Origin of the sequence: Leclercia sp. 29361, assembly GCF_011290365.1 — a bacterium.
GTDB classification, from domain to species: Bacteria; Pseudomonadota; Gammaproteobacteria; order Enterobacterales; family Enterobacteriaceae; genus Enterobacter; species Enterobacter tamurae.
This window is the reverse complement of record NZ_CP049786.1, coordinates 2,696,580-2,714,716: the sequence shown is the minus strand read 5'-3', so window position 1 is coordinate 2,714,716 and position 18,137 is coordinate 2,696,580. Positions and strand designations below refer to the sequence as shown.

Below are 18,137 nucleotides of genomic sequence, written 5' to 3'. Positions count from 1 at the left end.
TCCTTAATATGCACGCAGCGTTTTGAACACCGAAGCCAGCTTGCTGGCATCTTTGATGCCCGGCTGCGACTCAACGCCTGAATTGAAATCGAGACCTGCGCAGCCCGCTTTAGCGGCTTCAACGCAGTTATCCGGGCCTAAACCCCCGGCGAGCAGGACGTTGTCCAGCTTCTCACCATTGAGCAGCGACCAGTCAAAACGCTGCCCGGTTCCGCCCTGGCCGTTATCCAGAACATATTTATCGACATGGTGCAGCGTGCGCGGCGGTAGGGTACCGGTCACGCTCAGCGCTTTCCAGATTTGCACCTGCGGGTTCAGCGCGGCGCGCAGGGCATCGATATAGGCCTGATCTTCACTGCCGTGCAGCTGAACGGCGGCGAGAGAAAGCGCCTCTGCCGTGGCCGCCACCTTTTCAAGAGTGGCATTGCGGAACACGCCCACGTACTGCAGTGGGGCGGCGGCAATCACTTCGCGCGCCTGGGTTTCGCTGACGTTGCGCGGGGAGGACTCAACAAAAATCAGCCCGCCGTAAATCGCGCCCGCTTCATGGGCCGCGGCGGCATCCTGAGGACGCGTCAGGCCACACACTTTGTTCTCACCCAGCAGAACGCGACGCACCGCCGCGCTGAGATCGGCCTGCTCCATCATGGCGGAGCCAATCAGGAAGCCGTTGGCGAAGTGGCTCAACTCGCGAACCTGAGCATAACTGTTGATGCCGGACTCGCTGATCACCGTCACGCCTGCGCCCAGACGCGGCGCCAGTTGACGGGTGCGGTTGAGGTCGATGGAGAGATCGCGCAGGTCGCGGTTATTAATACCGACCACTTTCGCCTCCAGGGCGATGGCGCGCTCCAGCTCCTCTTCGTTGCTCACTTCGGTCAGCACGCCCATGTTCAGGCTGTGCGCTACCGCGGCGAGCTGGCGGTACAGCTCGTCGTCCAGCACCGAGAGCATCAGCAGGCAGGCATCGGCCTGATAAAAACGTGCCAGCCAGATTTGATACGGGTCGATAATAAAATCTTTGCACAAAATCGGCTGCGGAGCGATCCCGCTGACGATCGGCAGAAAATCAAAGCTGCCCTGGAAGTACTTCTCATCGGTCAGCACCGAAATAGCCGACGCGTGGTGCTTGTAGATGGCGGCGATCTGGGCCGGGTCAAAATCGTCGCGGATCACCCCTTTTGACGGGGAGGCTTTTTTGCACTCCAGGATAAACGCGGTGCGCGCGCCCCGCAGGGCATCATAAAAACGACGGCTGCTCGGTACCACCTCATTCTGGAAACTGGCGAGCGGCTGCTGCTCTTTACGCGCTTCAACCCAGATGGCCTTATCGGCAACGATTTTCGCTAATACGGTCTGCATTGTTTACCCTCTTGCCGCAAGTGCGGTCACTCGATCGTAGGCTGCGCCAGAGCGCAACACGTCCATCACTTTTTGCGCGTTTTTATGGAGATCTTCTTCGCCGTGCAGACGCATCAGCATGGCGACGTTAGCGGCCACAGCGGCCTCATGCGCAGGCTCACCTTTACCTTGTAACAGGCGCGTCAGAATGTCACGGTTTTCTTCCGGGGTGCCGCCTGCCAGCTGCTCCTGGTGATATGGCGTTAAGCCAAAGTCCGCAGCTTCAAGCTGATAGCTTTTGATTTCACCGTTATCCAGCTCTGCCACCAGAGTTGGCGCATGCAGGGAGACTTCATCCATCCCGCCGCTGTGCACCACCGCGGCGCGCTGATATCCGAGCACGCGCAGGGTTTCGGCAATCGGCAGCACCAGCTCCGGGCTGTAGACGCCAATCAGCGCTAACGGCGGATGGGCCGGGTTGATCAGCGGGCCCAGCACGTTAAACAGGGTGCGGGTTTTCAGCTGCTGGCGCACCGGCATCGCGTGACGGAATCCGGTGTGATACTTAGGCGCGAACAGGAAGCAGACACCCAGCTCGTCCAGCGCATCGCGGGACTTCTCGGCGTTCATGTCCAGATTGATGCCGAAGGCGGCCAGCAGATCCGACGAACCGGAACGGCTGGAGACGCTGCGGTTCCCGTGTTTTGCCACCTTCATCCCGCAGGCCGCCGCCACAAAGGCACTGGCGGTAGAGATGTTGATACTGTTGCTACCGTCGCCGCCGGTACCTACGATGTCCGCAAACAGGTAGTCCGGACGCGGGAACGGGGCGGCGTTTTCCAGCAGGGCGGTGGCGGCACCGGCGATCTCCTGAGGCTGCTCACCGCGCACTTTCATGCTCACCAGCGCGGCGGCCAGCTGCTCGGGCTTCAGCTCGCCGCGTACTACGGCGGAGAACAGCTGGTGGCTCTCCTGCTGGCTCAGGGTCTGCGCCTGATAGAGTTTTTCCAGAATCGGCTGCAGGCTGTTGGTCTGCTCCAGCTTCTGCAGCGCCCAGTTCAGGGTCTGCTCCAGCAGGCGCGCGCCTTGCGAGGTGAGAATGGATTCCGGGTGGAACTGCATGCCACAAACCCGGTCTGCATCGTGACGCACCGCCATTACCATCCCGTTGTAGTGGGCGTTGATGGTCAGGCCCGCCGGGATATTGCTGCCTACCAGCGAGTGATAGCGCGCCACCGGCAGCGGGTTCATCAGCCCGGCAAACATCGCCTGGCCGTCATGTTCAATACTGGAGGCTTTGCCGTGCAGGATCTCACCGGCCTGACCGACGTAACCGCCGTAGGCCTCGACAATCGCCTGGTGGCCGAGACAGATGCCGATGATCGGCAGCTTGCCGCGCATGCGGGTCAACAGCTCCGGCATACAGCCCGCTTCACTTGGCGCGCCCGGGCCCGGGGAGAGCATCAGCACCGGGTTCTGCATAGTGGCCAGACGGTCGATTAAGGTCTGGGCCGGGACATGGTTACGGTAAATCACCACGTTGTGACCGTTTGCACGCAGCTGATCCGCCAGGTTGTAGGTAAATGAGTCGATATTATCGAGCAGCAGAATGTCAGCCATCAGAAAATCTCCTGTGCGTGATGGGCAGTCGCAATGGCGCGCAGTACAGCGCGGGCCTTATTGCGGGTTTCGTCAGCTTCAGACTGCGGAACCGAGTCGAGCACAACGCCTGCGCCCGCCTGGACAGTAGCGATCCCTTCTTCAACGTAGGCAGAGCGGATCACGATGCAGGTATCCAGATCGCCATGTGCCGTGAAGTAACCCACCGCACCGCCGTAGCTGCCGCGACGTCGACCTTCGGCCTGGGCGATAAGCTGCATGGCGCGGACTTTCGGCGCGCCGCTCAGGGTGCCCATGTTCATGCAGGCCCGGTAGGCGTGCAGCACATCGAGATCCTGACGCAGTTCGCCCACCACGCGGGAGACCAGGTGCATCACGAAGGAGTAACGGTCCACTTTGGTTAAATCGGCCACGTAACGGCTGCCTGGGGTACAGATGCGCGCCAGGTCGTTACGCGCCAGGTCCACCAGCATCAGGTGCTCGGACATCTCTTTCTGGTCGGTACGCATCTCCAGCTCAATGCGGCTGTCGAGATCGCGATCCAGAGAACCGTCGGCGTGGCGACCGCGCGGACGGGTACCGGCAATCGGATAGATTTCAATCTGACGGCTGGTGGCGTCGTACTTCAGGGAGCTCTCCGGCGAGGCGCCGAACAGCGTGAAATCGTTATCCTGCATAAAGAACATATACGGGCTGGGGTTGCTCTTCTTCAGCACGTCGTAGGCCGCCAGCGGGGACGGGCAGGGCAGGGAGAAGCGACGGGACGGCACTACCTGGAAAATCTCGCCAGCGCGAATCGCTTTCTGCATCTGACGCACCACCACGCCAAACTCATCGTCCGTCTGGCTGACATCACAACGCATCTGCTCCACGCGCTGCACCGGCAACGCCGGTGGCGCTTCATTCACCTGCTCCTGCAACTGGGCGATGCGCTGCTCCAGTCGCTGTTTCTCCGCCAGTAATGGCGTAAACAGGCTGGCCTGAATGCGGGTGTATTTTTTCTGGTGGTCGATCACCAGTAAGGTTTCTGCCAGATAGAAGCAGTAGTCCGGGCAGCGGTTGCCCTGTTCAAGCTCCGGCAGTTCCTCAAAACCGGCAACCAGGTCATAAGCAAACAGCCCGCCGAAGAACATCGCTTCGCGCTCATGTTCCGGCACGTTCACCAGCCCCTGCAGCAGACGGAAGGCATCAAACACCGACAGCGAGCAGAGGCGGGCATCTTCGTCCAGCAGCTGGCTCACCGGTGGGAAGTGCAGGATGCGCTGGTCCGGGCGATGTTCATTCTCGATGCCTGCCGGCAGCACGCCGTCCAGCAAACAGAGCAGCGCTGCGCCGTTTTCGGAAAGTGCCTGCAGGGTGACGGTGTCGCCCAGGGCGGTGATGCGCAGCGCGCTGTCAACCAGCAGCAGGCTTTTCAGATCGTCCTTACTGTCGATATCCGCAGACTCGAGCAGTAACGTGGCAGGGCGCGCGCCGCAGACCTGATGGAACAGGGCGGTTGGGTTGTGGCGATACGCCGCCTCGCGGGTCAGCAGTTCAAGGGTTGGTTTGGCTGTATGCATGTTGTTGTTCTCTTTATTCTGTTCATAAAAAAGCCCGCTCAGTGGCGGGCCAGGTATCTGTTTGCATGACGCAGACGTACGACACTGCCCGATTATCAGGAAGTGCGCCACCAGCCATGCAGAGTGAAATGTGCGGTCATTTTCAGATACCTCGTTGAGTGAACTTGCGTACTAGTTAACTAGTTCGATGGCGTAATGTCAACCCCCCGATTTCAGAATTTCACCACATAACGTTATTATGGCGGCGCAGATATTGAAGAAGAGTGACGGGAGCCGCTTTGAGCGACACGAATTACGCAGTGATTTACGATTTACACAGCCACACTCAGGCCTCTGATGGCCTGCTTACGCCCGAAGAACTTGTCCATCGCGCCCATGAGATGCGCGTCGGCACGCTGGCGATCACCGATCACGATACCACCGAGGCCATTGCGGCCGCGCGGGCGGAAATTGCCCGCAGTGAATTGCCGCTTACACTCATAGCAGGCGTGGAAATTTCCACCGTCTGGGAAAACCATGAGATCCATATCGTCGGGCTGAACATCGACATTGAGAACCCGACCCTGCGCGCGTTCCTGGACCAGCAGAAGGCGCGTCGCATTCTGCGGGCAGAACTGATCGCCGAGCGGCTGGATAAAGCCCACATCCCCGGCGCCTGGGAAGGGGCGCTGCGTCTGGCCAAAGGCGGCGCGGTAACCCGGGCACACTTTGCCCGTTTTCTGGTTGAGGCCGGGAAGGCGAATAACATCGCGGATGTGTTTAAAAAATATCTCGCACGGGGGAAAACCGGATACGTTCCTCCCCAGTGGTGTACAATAGAACAAGCTATTGATGTCATTCATCATTCTGGCGGAAAGGCGGTGCTGGCCCATCCCGGGCGGTATAACCTTTCTGCCAAATGGCTGAAACGTCTGCTGGCGTACTTTGCCGAACACGGCGGAGACGCGATGGAAGTCGCGCAGTGTCAGCAGGCGCCCAACGAGCGCAGTCAACTGGCTGAGTATGCCCGCCAGTACGGCCTCCTGGGCTCCCAGGGCTCTGATTTTCATCAGCCTTGCCCGTGGATCGAGCTGGGACGCAAGCTCTGGTTACCCGGTGGCGTCGAGCCAGTGTGGCAACTCTGGGAGCAGCCAACGCCAATTGAAGAGAGGGAAGTATGAGCCAATTTTTTTATATCCATCCTGACAATCCGCAGCCGCGTTTGATTAATCAGGCCGTGGAGATCGTGCGTAAGGGCGGCGTTATCGTCTACCCAACCGATTCAGGTTACGCTTTGGGCTGTAAGATTGAAGACAAAGGCGCGATGGAGCGCATTTGCCGGATCCGCCACATCCCGAACGGGCACAACTTTACCCTGATGTGTCGCGATCTGTCGGAGCTGTCGACCTACTCCTACGTGGATAACGTGGCGTTTCGGTTGATCAAAAATAACACCCCGGGCAACTACACCTTTATCCTCAAAGGGACAAAAGAGGTGCCGCGTCGCCTGCTGCAGGAAAAACGCAAAACTATCGGGATGCGCGTGCCATCGAACCCGATTGCCCAGGCGCTGCTCGAGACGTTGGGTGAGCCGATGCTCTCGACCTCGCTGATGCTGCCGGGCAGCGACTTTACCGAATCCGATCCGGATGAGATCAAAGATCGTCTGGAGAAACAGGTGGATTTGGTTATTCACGGCGGCTACCTCGGCCAGCAACCGACCACGGTCGTCGATTTAACGGAAGATGCCCCGGTAGTACTGCGTGAAGGGGTAGGGGACGTTAAACCTTTCCTGTAAATTCCTCTATTACGGGGCCATCTCATTAGCATAAAATTTTCGCTACTATGGCCCTGTTATTAACACCTCTCTTATTTTTTCGTACGTTTAATGTCTTGTTATTCTCTGAAAATGAGCCAGTGTCCGGAATGACACTATTCCCGCATGAATATGTAGATGTACGATACGTGAATACATATTTATAAGTAAAAGGGTTATCTATGGCGTTACAAGGGACGTTAATTCTGAACGGGGCAGACTATGCACCATTTAATTTGTACGGTGTGGGTGTGTTTATGGCGCACTCAGGTAAAGGCGTTTGTCGCAATAATGGGGGATGCCGAAATATTCCTGACAATGGCCCAATTCCACCCGGTAAGTATTGGATTGTGGATCGGCATGAGGGGAACTGGTTCTCGCAAAAGCAACTTGAAATTAAAGATTTTACAAAGAGAATACTGAATATCAGCCCTTTTGGTAAATCGGATTGGTTTGCCTTGTGGCGAGATGATTGGGGAATCGACGATAATGCCTGGATAGAGGGTGTTAAGCGCGGTAGCTTCCGTTTGCATCCCGGTGCTTCGTCAAAAGGCTGCATAACAATCGCTCATAATTCTGATTTTGCGATGATTTATAATGCGCTTATGAATACATCACTTGTTCAGGTTCCCTGTATGCGGTCGTTGATGGCGAGAGGATGGGTGGAGGTAGTTGCTGGTGGCTATAACAACATTCGTTCGTAGAATAAGTAAAGTTATTTATTTTATTGCATTATTTATAGTTGTAGGCCGCCTGATAGGTGACCCTGAACTCTGGTTTAACGATGACTTAGCCACACGCATTGGTCATATTATTTATGGGCCGGATGAGATTGGTGCGGATAATTTTTATGATCTGTATTTATATATTCACATAATTGCTATCTTGCCAGTAGCTATATTTATCTATGTCATAACAATGAAGTTAATCAAAAAAATAAGGAGCAAATAAAATGCCAATCCCTCCGTATATGTGGTTGAAAGACGATGGTGGCGCAGATATTAAAGGATCAGTCGACGTTCAGGATCGTGAAGGAAGTATAGAGATAATAGGGTTAAGCCACGGGATAAACCTGCCTGTAGACAGTGCTAACGGTAAAATCACCGGGACACGCCAGCACTCATCCATGATGATTGAAAAGGAAGTGGATAGCTCCACGCCCTACCTTTATAAAGCAGCATCTACAGGTCAGACGCTGAAAAGTGCAGAGATTAAGTTTTATCACATTAACGATGCAGGACAAGAAGTCTGCTATTACACGGTGTTGATGGAAAACGTGAAGATTATTGGCGTTAACTGCGCTGTACCTAACGTTAAATTATCGGGGAACGATAAAATGAACCACGTAGAAAGCATCAGTATCCAATATGAGAAAATCACCTGGCGCATAGTGGATGGCAACATTCAGCATACCGACGCCTGGAACGAGCGCCCTACAGCATAACGAAATCTGACGGCCATATCTGTACGAGAGAGCCGATCTGTTGGGTTTGCTTCAGGTTATCCATACCAGAACGCTGCTGCACAAAACTTGTTGAATCATTTAGTCTAAAATTCATGTAGTATGTGCGGCCATGAATCACTATGTGCGGCACCTTGCCCGCCATTTTGTGTGCTATGAAAGAGTTATAGATCAGCGAGTTAAGGTCTTTTTGGGCTTGACTCGTTGTTTTCGAAAGTATACCAGACGCCTGTGAAGGCCTACAAACAGCGCGTTGAATCAATAACTTATCGTGTGAGCTGAATCTAACCTATTGATTTGACAACAATGGATGTCACACGATGACAAACAAACGACTGTACAACAATCCCAAATTTACCACCAGACGCGGCAACATTTTCTATGTGAATTTCCGGTTGCCGTCTGGTGCGTTCTTTCGTCAATCTCTCGGAACTGATTCCCTAAAATTGGCTGAGGTGACAATGTCACGTTTAATGCCATATATCCCTCTTGTTCAAAGTGGGGCGATGTCAGAAGATGCTTTCAAAAATGAGATTGCAGGAGTGCGGAAGGCATCAAAGAGGGATGTTGATAAGTTTCTTGTGCATTGGTTGTCTATGAATGCTATCGAGGCGAAAACTATTCCAGAGGTCGGGAAATCGCATAAAAAAATGTTCCCTGGTGGGCACATTGATGTAGACAAATCCATTGATCAAGCGGCGGGATATGCAGATTACAACCTCCAGCAATTGCACACAGGTGACCAGGAGTTTGCCACGCTCATTAAGGCATCACTTACATTAGATAATCTCCAACCAGCGCCGGAAATTATACCCGATATCGAGGAGGCATCTAGCGAGTTAACAATGGCTAAGGCAATGTTATACCAGGCTTATGAGGCTTTTTATCGTGGTGATTTGCTGAAATACAGGCAACTGACACAGACCCTTGTAGAACAGGCTGAAGCTACCCAGCGTCAACATCCAGACCTACCACGCCTCCCGATCAAAGCGTTTATCTTAGGCGCTGAAAGAGAAATGACTGATCACAGTGAAACTGTAGAATCATCCAGTGATGACACACTACATCTCAAAGATGTCATAAAGATGTACTGTACGGAGAAGGGGGCGCACTGGGGTGTCACTCTTAGTCGTGATAACAATCGTTATCTTGAAGTGTTACTGGCGATCCTGGGGAATGTGCCTGTAAAGGATATTTCTAAACAAGATATGCGGCGGGTTTGGTCCGTAGTTAAGTCACTTCCGAAGCGTACACTTCCCAAATATTCAAAACTAACCACACAAGAATTGCTCGAACTAGATGACATCCCTGAAGAGGATTGTGCTTCATCTGCTAACGCCGGAAAACATTGGAAAATCTATTCATCATTGTTCAAAATCTTCTTGAAGGATGAAAAAGACATACTTGAAACAGCCCCGACAGAGGGGATAAAGATTGATGTCTCAGAGAAGCGTTACGGCAACTATGCTCGTCCAGAGATGAAGAAAATCGTGGGTCAGGCTCTGAAACTGGAGAATGATTCACCGTTCAAATGGGTTCTGTTGTTGCTGGCTTATACTGGTGCAAGGCGTAGTGAAATAACCCGATTAAAAGACGAACAAGTAAGAAAGGATGAGGCGACAGGCCGTCATTATCTTATGATCGCTGTAGATGGTGGCAAAACCGATGCAGCACAACGACAAGTCCCCCTTTCAGAACGTCTTATTGAATGTGGATTTCTGGAGTACGTCAGAGGCAAAAAGGGATTCCTGTTTTCAAGATTCGCTGGTAACCCAGAAGCATTCACATTGCAGTTTAAAGAGTTGCGTGATGAATTGAGTATTCCTGTTCTGGATGATTACGGAGATCGCCGTGTCGTACACTCCATCCGCCACAGTTGCATTTCTGAGATGATTTCTAAGACATCCAATCACGTTTTGGTTCAACAAATCGTAGGTCATGAGCATAGTCAGAGCTTGGGCATCACAGCCCGTTATACACACCGTGTCCCACTATCTGACCTGATATATGTAATTGATAATCTTGAATGGTTGTGATGCTTTACGGGTGACACAGTAACTGATGGTGTATTTCAGCGTCTGGGCTCCTGAGATATGAGTGAGAAACATACGGTGTGAAGGTGTCAGAAAAAAGCCCTCAGTCATAAACAGAGGGCCATTAGATTATTTGATTACTGCACATAGGCAAGCGAGCTACATTTCGGACACAGCCCAACGCATCAAAGTTTTCTCAAAGCCAGTCAGGTGGAGGTGTTCTATTCTGGGAGCTAGGGCCCGAAGTTTCGCCAGCAGGTCGTTAAGATGTTCTGATGGCAAGATAAGGTTCTTGAGCTGGGTCGAGATCTGAGTGGGAATTCCGTATTCATCTAACGCGGTGAGGAGTGGGTCGAGGAACATATTTTCAAGCTGCTCAGCAAAGAAGCTAAAATCGCCCGGCTCGATTCCTACTTTTGCCAGTACGTCGGCCTGAATGTTACTCACGGCCATGATGTCCCTAGGTAATCGGAAACACACCATATTTCTGATGAATTTCAGGCGTAGATTGATCGCTTCACTGGGAGTGTGTTCCTCTCGTCGATTCTCCACCGCGTCTCTTAGGTAAGCAGGCAGATTTTTCTGAGTTCGTAGCTCATTGATGTGCCACATTAATTGCAAGCTAGATGATATCCCATAGTCCATCAGATTACCGCCTTCCAGATTGTAGACAAGTTCACATAGGTAATTGAGCTGATTCGTCTCAGGGATGCCTTTCCAGTTCAGAAGCTTGTTGCCATCAGGCAGGTCACGAATGATCGTTTCTGCTACCTCGACTTGCCGCTCAATCGGAACGTGACGATTTTCTATCAGGGTTGCTGGCGACAGTATCGGGTTGGCGTATGCATCTTGAAGCCGACCACGTGAAATATCAGTATGAATCGCCACGGATAATCTAGACACTTCCGAGCCGTTGATAATACTGGTTTTCATATTCTGTCGGTGACATCTGATCGCTGGAACCATGCCGACGCTTACTGTTATAAAACATTTCGATGTAATCAAAAATATCACTGCGGGCTTCTTCCCGCGTTCCGTAGCTCTTTTTCTTTATCCGTTCGCGTTTCAACAACTGGAAAAAGCTTTCTGCAACCGCATTATCATGGCAGTTACCGCGACGGCTCATGCTGCCCTCCAGGCCGTGTGATTTCAGGAACGACTGCCACTCATGGCTTGTGTACTGACTGCCCTGATCCGAATGAACCAGCACCTGTTTTTGGGGATTACGCCGCCATACAGCCATCAGCAGTGCGTTCAGGGCAATGTCCTTTGTCATCCGGGATTGCATGGACCAGCCGATAATTTTGCGTGAGAACAGATCAACAACCACGGCAAGATACAGCCAGCCTTCGCGGGTCCTGATGTAGGTTATGTCCGTTACCCAACGCTCATCCGGAGCATCCGGATTAAACTGTCGCTGGAGCCTGTTGGGCGACACGATACTGGCCTCGCCTTTACGTGCCCGCGGGCTCCGGTATCCGACCTGAGCCTTTATCCCGACACGTTTCATCAGTCGCCAGACTCTGTTCACTCCGCACTGTTGCCCGCTGTCCCGCAGATCCAGATGGATTTTGCGATAACCATAGACGCATCCCGATTCCAGCCAGAACTGTTTAATCTGTCCTGTCAGTCTCAGGTCTGCCTGATGGCGTTGTGAATGCGGCTGCTGAAGCCAGGCGTAAAAACCACTGGGATGAACATCCAGCACCCGACAGAGCAGGCGAACAGGCCAGCAACAGGAGTTGTCACGGATAAAGGCGTACCTCAGTCGGACAGCTTTGCGAAGTACGCCGCGGCTTTTTTTAATATGTCCCGTTCGTCGGTAACCCGCTTCAGCTCTTTCTGGAGACGGCGGATCTCGGCCTGAGCATCTGACTGTTCTTTATTAATGGAAGGATCCGGACCGTACTTCTTTATCCAGGCGTAAAGGCTGTGGGTGGTGATATCGAGACGTGTTGCAACGCTGGCAACAGAATAACCGCGATCAACAACCTGTTTGACTGCTTCAGTTTTAAACTCTTCGGGATAACGCTTACCGCTCATGGGCACCTCTCTTTAAGCCATCTTAAATGACTCGGAGGTGTCTGTTAAACCCGTGGCGATTCAGATAACTCATTTTTCCACAATGTTGATAAAAAAATCTCAGAGAAACAGCAAGAGCAAAAAGAAGAAAAAACGCGTTTAGATGAAGAACGGGTCTTTTTATCTCAACTTGTCGAATCACTCGTGCCAAAAGTTGAGTTCTACAAAGACGGGCTGCTCGAAAGAGGAATCCATGCTGAATTGTCCTCCTCACCACGACATCTTTGTTTCAAAATGAAATACAAGGATGGGGGCCGACATGACCTTCTCTTGTCTGAAACGCAACGATTTGACGGGAGGATCACCATGACGACTGAATCAACCAATGATGATGGCCGTACCTATACATCTACAAATGGTAGTTCTTATGAATCAGGTAATTGGGATAATGACATCTTCATTCAGAAACTCGAAAAGCATATCAATGATTATCTGTTTTATGCCGAGCGTCACGGTGGTCTTTGAATAGCAGTTCCAAATGTTAAAATCTTACACATAGCCTCGCGCATCAGCGGGGCTTATTTTTGCCTATTTTCTGGTTATTTTTATTGAGAAAGCTTCGATGGATCTCGATATATTGAGGGCCGTATCCCTACATTTTCCGCTTCGACCATTGAGAACGTCACCTTAACCTTTTATGAGCACTGGCGCTGGTGGTAAGAAGCGACCATGTTAAGCAATCAAGCCACCAGCGGCAGAAAGCGGTGTGATACTTCAGGATTTGCACATGCGGCTACGCCTTGCCTCCGTGCCTTACTGACGTGCGTCACAGTAACTAACGTTGTATATAGAATGATTTTGGGATTGTTGGGCTTATCGGGATTTCTTATGTAACTTGTTGTTTTAAGTTATTATATAATCACATAGCAATGGGATTTCTTTGGGCGTTTATAGGTTAGAATGGGATTATTTAGTTCCGGAAAAAGAAAAGGGGCTGTTAGCCCCGATTAAACAGATATCATTGGTTTGATACCACCATCGACTTTTCTTTCCTCTATCCATTGTGCCGCCTGTTTTGGTTTCCAGTCCCGAGGGAACCAGTAGCGGGAACGGTCTACGTTTTGCCCATTGGTATAGATTCTTGACTGACGGTAGCCCAATTCTTCCAGCTTGCGCTTAACCTTATCAGGGCTTTCATTGAATACGTTTTTCAGCATATCCATTTTGAAAACCTTGTTGGATTCCAGCCAGTCGGTCAACTCAATATCCAGCATCGATCGAGATTGCTCTATCATGCTTGTTAACGTCGCTGTATGTTCGCAGCGGTTAGGATTAAAACCAGCCAGATCATATTGCTGAAACCAGAAGTAAAGCGCGTCAAGATTCCCTTGCTCCTGCAACCATTTATCCAGGCGGTCAATAAATTGCGTGGTATCTTCGCGATCCTGTTGGTGCTCAAGGTAGCTGACTGCATACCAACGCCGTTCGTTAGCATCAAGTTTCAGGGGGCGCTTCTCGTTACTGGCGAGAATAAAGCGGGTACAGGTATCAATCATCTGCGCCTGGGCGTATTTTTCTTCAATCTGCTGTCGCCGTTCGGTCAGTAGCGACTTAAGCTGTGTTTGCAAGGTCTTTGACATTGATTGGCAGTCATCCAGGAAGACCAGCAGGGAGGACGAAAGCACGGAGCTAAACTTCCCGGTCAGCTTTTCATAGGAATTAAGAAGTGACGCCTGCTTGTTCAGCAATGGGTATAAAATTTGATTAAACAGGAAACCCTTCCCCGTTCCGGTGTCACTGGTTAGCATCAGATGCCAGCTTGGCTTTTCTTCTGGGTGTTGAAACATATGCCCCAGCCACTGGCAAACGGTATGGCGCTCCTGAGCTATAGGGAAGAGACGATCCAGATACTCAAGCCACAGCGAAAGATCTGCATCTGGCGAACCTTCAGTTTCTGGCGCGTATGGCTGCCATGTATTGAGCACTGCCACACCATCAGCTTCATAGATCAGTGGAACAGCCTTACCCGGCGCGAAAGTTTTACCGGAAACAAACTTTAGACGTTGGGCAAGGGTATCGTGGACCATCGCCAGATTAGGTTTCACGTTTACTTCAGGCTGCTTTTTGAACCATTGAAGGAATAGATTGTACTCCGCGTGGTAGGGGTATGTTTTCCCCGTCAAAATGCTGTAAAGCTCCGGCCCCTGCTGGCGATTGAGGTATATATAACCCCTTTCTTTCATATGATTAGCGAAATTCAGTGCATGTAATTTCTTAGTTTGCTCCTGCTGTTCGCCGTAAACATCCACATCGTTTGCGGCGCGATCATCTGTCAGGTGTTCTGTATTCTGGTTCTGCATGTATCCTCCACTGAGGTGTTAAAAATAGCATTAATAAGGTCGGTATAGTGTTCTGGTGAACTAGAGATTTCAGTGAGCAGGCGGCGAACAAATACAGGAAGTGGCATATCTCCACGCGCGGAGGTTAGCCAATCTGCAACAGTTCCCGGTACGGTGATATCGTAGATTTTCATCATTGTTTTCCCTTTTCAACGGGGATTGATTTGTAACGTTCTGGGTCCTCTTCCTTAAGTTTACGGGCGGTTGCTATCGCACGGGCAAGGGCATCCGGTTCGATGGTTCTCTCGGGGCATTCGCGGCTCTGTGCGGTCATACAATTCCCTGTTTCAGCAAGTTGCGAAGTTGACCACGCATCGCGGATTGATTGGCTATTGCCTGTTCTTCTGCCTGCCGTCTGGCATCTTCAGCCGCTTCAGCAATCAATGTGTCGATCGCCAATTCCATAGCGTCGATCAGCTCGTTGTGGTACGCCTCTGAGGTTTTAACACGCAGTGCTTCAAGTTCCTGCTCAATCAATGAGGCTGGTTTTTGCAGAGTAACGGAAATCATCGATGAGTTGGCAATAACTGAAGCAGGCCCAGCAGGATGAAACCTCCAGCCTTCAAGGATCAGGCTCTGGAATTTATCCACCAGCCGCGCTGGGATATCGGAAAACTGCTGATATCGGTTATAGCGGGCTTCAGCGTTTTCAATACGGCGGTGCTGTGCTTCGGGGTCGGGTTGGTATCTGGCTGCAATCTCGTCAATAAAGGATTGTAGCTCCGGTGAAATTGCATTCTGGGTGCTTTTTTTCGTTGCCATAGTTGGTCTCCGTAATCGGTGAAAGTTGGGTATAAGAGATCGCTGGCGCGTGTGGTATGCGTCAGTCTCAGCTGCTTTATGCGGTCATTTGGTTGTATCAGTAAGTGGCGTTGAAAGCTTGGTTGCAGGTCGGGCAGAAGTTCGGACGGCCTGCGGTCAGAAGATACCAGCGGCAGACGGTTGAACGGTCAACAATGAAGTCGACCAGCCCAAGATCCTCAAATGAGGATAAATTCCTGTGCGTTGTCGATAAAGGAATACTCACCAGTCGGGACAAGTCGAGAGCCGTAAGCGGGATCTGGGTTTGCGCCAAGTAGTGGAGCAAATGGATTCTTGAAGTCGTCAGGGTCAGGCCTGCGAACTTAAGAATATGCACCAGCTTTTTACGTTCATCAGTTGATGGTGTTTTGAACGCTGGTGGAAGGTTACTGTACAATGCGTTCTCTCATAAGTTGTTTATCATAAAGGATATTTTATCACATCCTGTGATAAAACTCAACTTAAATGAGAATTATTATCAATTGATGTGTTGTAATCAAAAAAATATTCTATAGATTCGACAGCGGTATCAGGTACTACCTCAACGAACAGAGACAACGAAACCTGAAAACACAAGAGCCGGGGAAATCCCGGCTTTCTTATGTATGAAATTTTGTAAATTAACTGTCACACAGGCTGTACAACAATGAGGGTTACAATGTGTCAAAAACGCTGTATAATGAAGACAATCACATAGATTAAGTCTTTGAAAATAAAGATAATTTTATTTTTCCATCGACGCCTGTGAAGGCGACACCTGAAGGAAGCTCAATGAGCGAAAAATTACAGAAAGTGCTGGCCCGCGCCGGCCACGGCTCACGCCGTGAAATCGAAACCATTATCGAAGCAGGTCGTGTCAGTGTGGACGGTAAAATCGCCACCCTGGGCGATCGTGTCGAAATCGTGCCAGGCCTGAAAATTCGTATCGATGGTCACCTGATCTCGGTAAAAGAGTCTGCCGAGCAAATTTGCCGCGTGCTGGCGTACTACAAACCAGAAGGCGAGCTCTGTACCCGTAACGATCCGGAAGGCCGTCCGACGGTGTTCGACCGTCTGCCAAAACTGCGCGGTGCGCGCTGGATCGCTGTAGGTCGTCTGGACGTTAACACCTGCGGTCTGCTGCTGTTCACCACCGACGGCGAGCTGGCAAACCGTCTGATGCACCCAAGCCGTGAAGTGGAGCGTGAATACGCCGTTCGCGTGTTTGGCGAAGTCGACGAGAACAAGATCCGCGATCTGTCGCGCGGCGTGCAGCTTGAAGATGGCCCGGCCGCCTTCAAAACCATCAAATTTACCGGTGGTGAAGGCATTAACCAGTGGTACAACGTGACCCTGACCGAAGGCCGTAACCGCGAGGTGCGTCGCCTGTGGGAAGCTGTTGGTGTGCAGGTTAGCCGTCTTATCCGTGTACGCTACGGCGACATCCTGCTGCCGAAAGGGCTGCCACGCGGCGGCTATACGGAGCTGGATTTAACCCAGACTAACTATCTGCGCGAACTGGTGTCACTGACGCCGGAAACCACCTCGAAAGTGGCGGTAGAAAAAGATCGTCGTCGCATGAAAGCAAATCAGATTCGTCGGGCGGTCAAACGTCACAGCCAGGTCAGCAGCAATCGCCGCTCTGGCAGCCGTAACAACAACGGCTAAAAAAATAAAACCCGGCATCGCCGGGTTTTTTCTTAATAGTCGATACCGATTTGCGCTTTAATGCCGGCATCAAAGGCATGTTTGACCGGGCGTAACTCGCTGACCGTATCCGCCATCTCCAGAATATCCCGATGACAGCCGCGTCCGGTGACAATCACCGTCTGGTGTGTCGGACGGTTGTTCAGTGCCTCCACCACCTCCTGCAAAGGCAGGTAGTCGTAAGCCACCATATAGGTGATCTCATCCAGCAGCACCATGTTGAGCTTTGGATCGGCCAACATGCGCTTCGCCTGCTCCCAGACGGCCAGACAGGCCGCGGTGTCGGTGTCGCGGTTCTGGGTGTCCCAGGTAAACCCGGTCGCCATCACCTGAAACTCAACTCCGTGAGGCTCGAGCAGATTACGCTCGCCGTTCGGCCACTCTCCCTTGATGAACTGGATCACGCCTACCTTCTGCCCGTGACCCACGGCGCGGGTCGCGGTACCAAAGGCCGCGGTGGTTTTGCCTTTGCCGTTGCCGGTGAAGACGATAATAATTCCGCGCTCATCCTTAGCTGCGGCAACGCGGGCATCAACCTGTTCTTTCAGGCGCTGCTGGCGCTGCTGATGACGTTCATCACTCATTGCGATATTCCTGGTTTACGGCCGGGTTGGGCATCAAAGGTCATACCGGTTTTGCGGCGACTGTCGTCGCCCATCAGCCACAGATAGAGCGGCATGATATCGGCCGGGGTTTTCAGTTTAAGCGGATCTTCGCTCGGGAACGCACTGGCGCGCATCCCGGTGCGGGTGCCGCCGGGGTTGATGCAATTCACGCGCAGGTGGCGGCTCTGATACTCCTCCGCCAGCACCTGCATCATCCCTTCAGTAGCAAATTTCGAGGCCGCATAAGCACCCCAGTTGGCGCGCCCCTGACGCCCGACGCTGGACGAGGTGAACACCAGCGAGCCGGAATCGGACTGCAGTAATAAAGGAAGGAGTGCCTGGGTAAGGAAAAAGGTGCCGTTGACATTCACCTGCATCACCTGCTGCCAGATCGCCGGAGTCTGCTGATCCATCGGGCGCACTTCACCGAGGAAACCCGCATTATGCAATACCCCGTCCAGACGCGGATAATCTGCGGCAATACGCCGGGCAAGCTGCTGGCACTCTTCTGGGGTACAGGTTAACAGGTCGAGCGTATATTCGTGGGTCGGTGCGCCGCCCTCGCTGGCGATCGCTTGCGCAACGTCGCGCAGTTTATCTTCATTCCGCCCCAACAGAATGACGTGTGCGCCATGGCGGGCGTAAGTCAACGCCGCCTCACGGCCAATACCGTCGCTGGCGCCGGTGACCAGGATGATACGGTTTTGCAGTAGATCTTTTTTGGGTTGATAGTGCAAAGTCACTCCTCTGGCGCGCGTTGGCGCGGCCCATGCTGTGCGGTCTCTTTTCGGCTTTATGCCCGAAAGTGAGC

At 52.1% G+C, this 18,137-nt stretch carries 19 protein-coding genes and 1 other annotated feature; of the genes, 8 read left to right on the top strand and 11 right to left on the bottom strand.

The window, feature by feature from the left end; genetic code table 11:
• Positions 1-3: 3 nt before the first annotated feature.
• The 4 genes from trpCF to trpL all read right to left on the bottom strand — a co-directional run bounded on the left by trpCF (position 4) and on the right by trpL (position 4,663).
• Positions 4-1,362, bottom strand: coding sequence for a bifunctional indole-3-glycerol-phosphate synthase TrpC/phosphoribosylanthranilate isomerase TrpF (gene trpCF / locus G7090_RS12915; RefSeq protein ID WP_166182697.1), 1,359 nt, complete (start codon positions 1,360-1,362; stop codon positions 4-6).
• A gap of 3 nt (positions 1,363-1,365) precedes the next feature.
• Positions 1,366-2,961, bottom strand: a complete 1,596-nt coding sequence (gene trpD / locus G7090_RS12910) for a bifunctional anthranilate synthase glutamate amidotransferase component TrpG/anthranilate phosphoribosyltransferase TrpD (protein WP_166182696.1) — start codon at positions 2,959-2,961, stop codon at positions 1,366-1,368.
• Positions 2,961-4,523 carry an anthranilate synthase component 1 gene (locus tag G7090_RS12905; RefSeq protein ID WP_166182695.1) on the bottom strand — a complete coding sequence of 521 codons (1,563 nt, stop codon included), beginning with the start codon at positions 4,521-4,523 and terminating at the stop codon, positions 2,961-2,963. The genes trpD and G7090_RS12905 overlap by 1 nt, the downstream gene beginning before the upstream one ends.
• A gap of 24 nt (positions 4,524-4,547) precedes the next feature.
• Positions 4,548-4,642: a sequence feature (Trp leader region), on the bottom strand.
• Positions 4,619-4,663, bottom strand: a complete 45-nt coding sequence (trpL, locus tag G7090_RS23945; RefSeq protein WP_106993556.1) for a trp operon leader peptide — start codon at positions 4,661-4,663, stop codon at positions 4,619-4,621. (Overlaps the previous feature by 24 nt.)
• Before the next feature lie 138 nt (positions 4,664-4,801).
• On the opposite strand from trpL, the gene rnm reads away from it, so the two are divergent.
• From rnm to G7090_RS12870, 6 genes are all read left to right on the top strand, one after another.
• A complete protein-coding gene (rnm, locus tag G7090_RS12895) occupies positions 4,802-5,683 on the top strand; it encodes an RNase AM (protein WP_106993164.1) in 882 nt (293 codons plus the stop codon).
• Entirely contained in the window at positions 5,680-6,300 is a 621-nt protein-coding gene (locus tag G7090_RS12890) for an L-threonylcarbamoyladenylate synthase (protein ID WP_166182694.1), read from the top strand. The genes rnm and G7090_RS12890 overlap by 4 nt, the downstream gene beginning before the upstream one ends.
• 200 nt (positions 6,301-6,500) lie before the next feature.
• Complete coding sequence (locus tag G7090_RS12885; RefSeq protein WP_166182693.1) at positions 6,501-7,022, top strand: DUF2778 domain-containing protein; 522 nt, start codon at positions 6,501-6,503, stop codon at positions 7,020-7,022.
• Positions 6,997-7,269: a hypothetical protein gene (locus G7090_RS12880; protein ID WP_166182692.1), complete on the top strand. Its 273-nt coding sequence runs from the start codon at positions 6,997-6,999 to the stop codon at positions 7,267-7,269. The genes G7090_RS12885 and G7090_RS12880 overlap by 26 nt, the downstream gene beginning before the upstream one ends.
• Before the next feature lies 1 nt (position 7,270).
• Positions 7,271-7,762: a type VI secretion system tube protein TssD gene (locus G7090_RS12875; protein WP_166182691.1), complete on the top strand. Its 492-nt coding sequence runs from the start codon at positions 7,271-7,273 to the stop codon at positions 7,760-7,762.
• A 338-nt stretch (positions 7,763-8,100) separates the two neighbouring features.
• Positions 8,101-9,816, top strand: a complete 1,716-nt coding sequence (locus G7090_RS12870; RefSeq protein ID WP_166182690.1) for a tyrosine-type recombinase/integrase — start codon at positions 8,101-8,103, stop codon at positions 9,814-9,816.
• A gap of 156 nt (positions 9,817-9,972) precedes the next feature.
• Here the strand turns inward: G7090_RS12870 and G7090_RS12865 are convergent, their stop codons facing one another.
• On the bottom strand, positions 9,973-10,746 hold the full coding sequence (locus tag G7090_RS12865) for a hypothetical protein (protein WP_242685322.1): 774 nt from the start codon (positions 10,744-10,746) through the stop codon (positions 9,973-9,975).
• A protein-coding gene (locus G7090_RS12860; protein WP_166182117.1) for an IS3 family transposase occupies positions 10,709-11,856 on the bottom strand; the annotation gives its coding sequence in 2 pieces (ribosomal slippage) (positions 10,709-11,619 and positions 11,619-11,856; 1,149 coding nt in all). The genes G7090_RS12865 and G7090_RS12860 overlap by 38 nt, the downstream gene beginning before the upstream one ends.
• 345 nt (positions 11,857-12,201) lie before the next feature.
• Between G7090_RS12860 and G7090_RS12855 the strand changes: the two genes are divergently transcribed.
• On the top strand, positions 12,202-12,360 hold the full coding sequence (locus G7090_RS12855) for a hypothetical protein (RefSeq protein ID WP_166182689.1): 159 nt from the start codon (positions 12,202-12,204) through the stop codon (positions 12,358-12,360).
• A 482-nt stretch (positions 12,361-12,842) separates the two neighbouring features.
• On the opposite strand, the gene G7090_RS12850 is transcribed toward G7090_RS12855, so the two are convergent.
• The 3 genes from G7090_RS12850 to G7090_RS23940 form a co-directional block, all read right to left on the bottom strand.
• Positions 12,843-14,195: a primase-helicase family protein gene (locus G7090_RS12850; RefSeq protein ID WP_166182688.1), complete on the bottom strand. Its 1,353-nt coding sequence runs from the start codon at positions 14,193-14,195 to the stop codon at positions 12,843-12,845.
• A gap of 309 nt (positions 14,196-14,504) precedes the next feature.
• Complete coding sequence (locus G7090_RS12845) at positions 14,505-14,996, bottom strand: hypothetical protein (RefSeq protein WP_166182687.1); 492 nt, start codon at positions 14,994-14,996, stop codon at positions 14,505-14,507.
• Between the two features lie 97 nt (positions 14,997-15,093).
• Entirely contained in the window at positions 15,094-15,372 is a 279-nt protein-coding gene (locus tag G7090_RS23940; RefSeq protein WP_371811839.1) for a helix-turn-helix domain-containing protein, read from the bottom strand.
• Positions 15,373-15,806: 434 nt separating this feature from the next.
• Between G7090_RS23940 and rluB the strand changes: the two genes are divergently transcribed.
• Positions 15,807-16,682 carry a 23S rRNA pseudouridine(2605) synthase RluB gene (gene rluB / locus G7090_RS12835; RefSeq protein ID WP_166182685.1) on the top strand — a complete coding sequence of 292 codons (876 nt, stop codon included), beginning with the start codon at positions 15,807-15,809 and terminating at the stop codon, positions 16,680-16,682.
• Between the two features lie 32 nt (positions 16,683-16,714).
• On the opposite strand, the gene cobO is transcribed toward rluB, so the two are convergent.
• Entirely contained in the window at positions 16,715-17,305 is a 591-nt protein-coding gene (cobO, locus tag G7090_RS12830) for a cob(I)yrinic acid a,c-diamide adenosyltransferase (protein ID WP_166182684.1), read from the bottom strand.
• Positions 17,302-18,063: a YciK family oxidoreductase gene (locus G7090_RS12825; protein ID WP_166182683.1), complete on the bottom strand. Its 762-nt coding sequence runs from the start codon at positions 18,061-18,063 to the stop codon at positions 17,302-17,304. The genes cobO and G7090_RS12825 overlap by 4 nt, the downstream gene beginning before the upstream one ends.
• Positions 18,064-18,137: the final 74 nt, after the last annotated feature.

Bases quoted from the DNA above. Each gene is read 5' to 3' on its own strand.
- trpCF (WP_166182697.1), bottom strand. From the start codon at position 1,362: ATGCAGACCGTATTAGCGAAAATCGTTGCCGATAAGGCCATCTGGGTT.
- trpD (WP_166182696.1), bottom strand. From the start codon at position 2,961: ATGGCTGACATTCTGCTGCTCGATAATATCGACTCATTTACCTACAAC.
- G7090_RS12905 (WP_166182695.1), bottom strand. From the start codon at position 4,523: ATGCATACAGCCAAACCAACCCTTGAACTGCTGACCCGCGAGGCGGCG.
- G7090_RS12890 (WP_166182694.1), top strand. From the start codon at position 5,680: ATGAGCCAATTTTTTTATATCCATCCTGACAATCCGCAGCCGCGTTTG.
- G7090_RS12885 (WP_166182693.1), top strand. From the start codon at position 6,501: ATGGCGTTACAAGGGACGTTAATTCTGAACGGGGCAGACTATGCACCA.
- G7090_RS12875 (WP_166182691.1), top strand. From the start codon at position 7,271: ATGCCAATCCCTCCGTATATGTGGTTGAAAGACGATGGTGGCGCAGAT.
- G7090_RS12870 (WP_166182690.1), top strand. From the start codon at position 8,101: ATGACAAACAAACGACTGTACAACAATCCCAAATTTACCACCAGACGC.
- G7090_RS12865 (WP_242685322.1), bottom strand. From the start codon at position 10,746: ATGAAAACCAGTATTATCAACGGCTCGGAAGTGTCTAGATTATCCGTG.
- G7090_RS12855 (WP_166182689.1), top strand. From the start codon at position 12,202: ATGACGACTGAATCAACCAATGATGATGGCCGTACCTATACATCTACA.
- G7090_RS12850 (WP_166182688.1), bottom strand. From the start codon at position 14,195: ATGCAGAACCAGAATACAGAACACCTGACAGATGATCGCGCCGCAAAC.
- G7090_RS12845 (WP_166182687.1), bottom strand. From the start codon at position 14,996: ATGGCAACGAAAAAAAGCACCCAGAATGCAATTTCACCGGAGCTACAA.
- rluB (WP_166182685.1), top strand. From the start codon at position 15,807: ATGAGCGAAAAATTACAGAAAGTGCTGGCCCGCGCCGGCCACGGCTCA.
- cobO (WP_166182684.1), bottom strand. From the start codon at position 17,305: ATGAGTGATGAACGTCATCAGCAGCGCCAGCAGCGCCTGAAAGAACAG.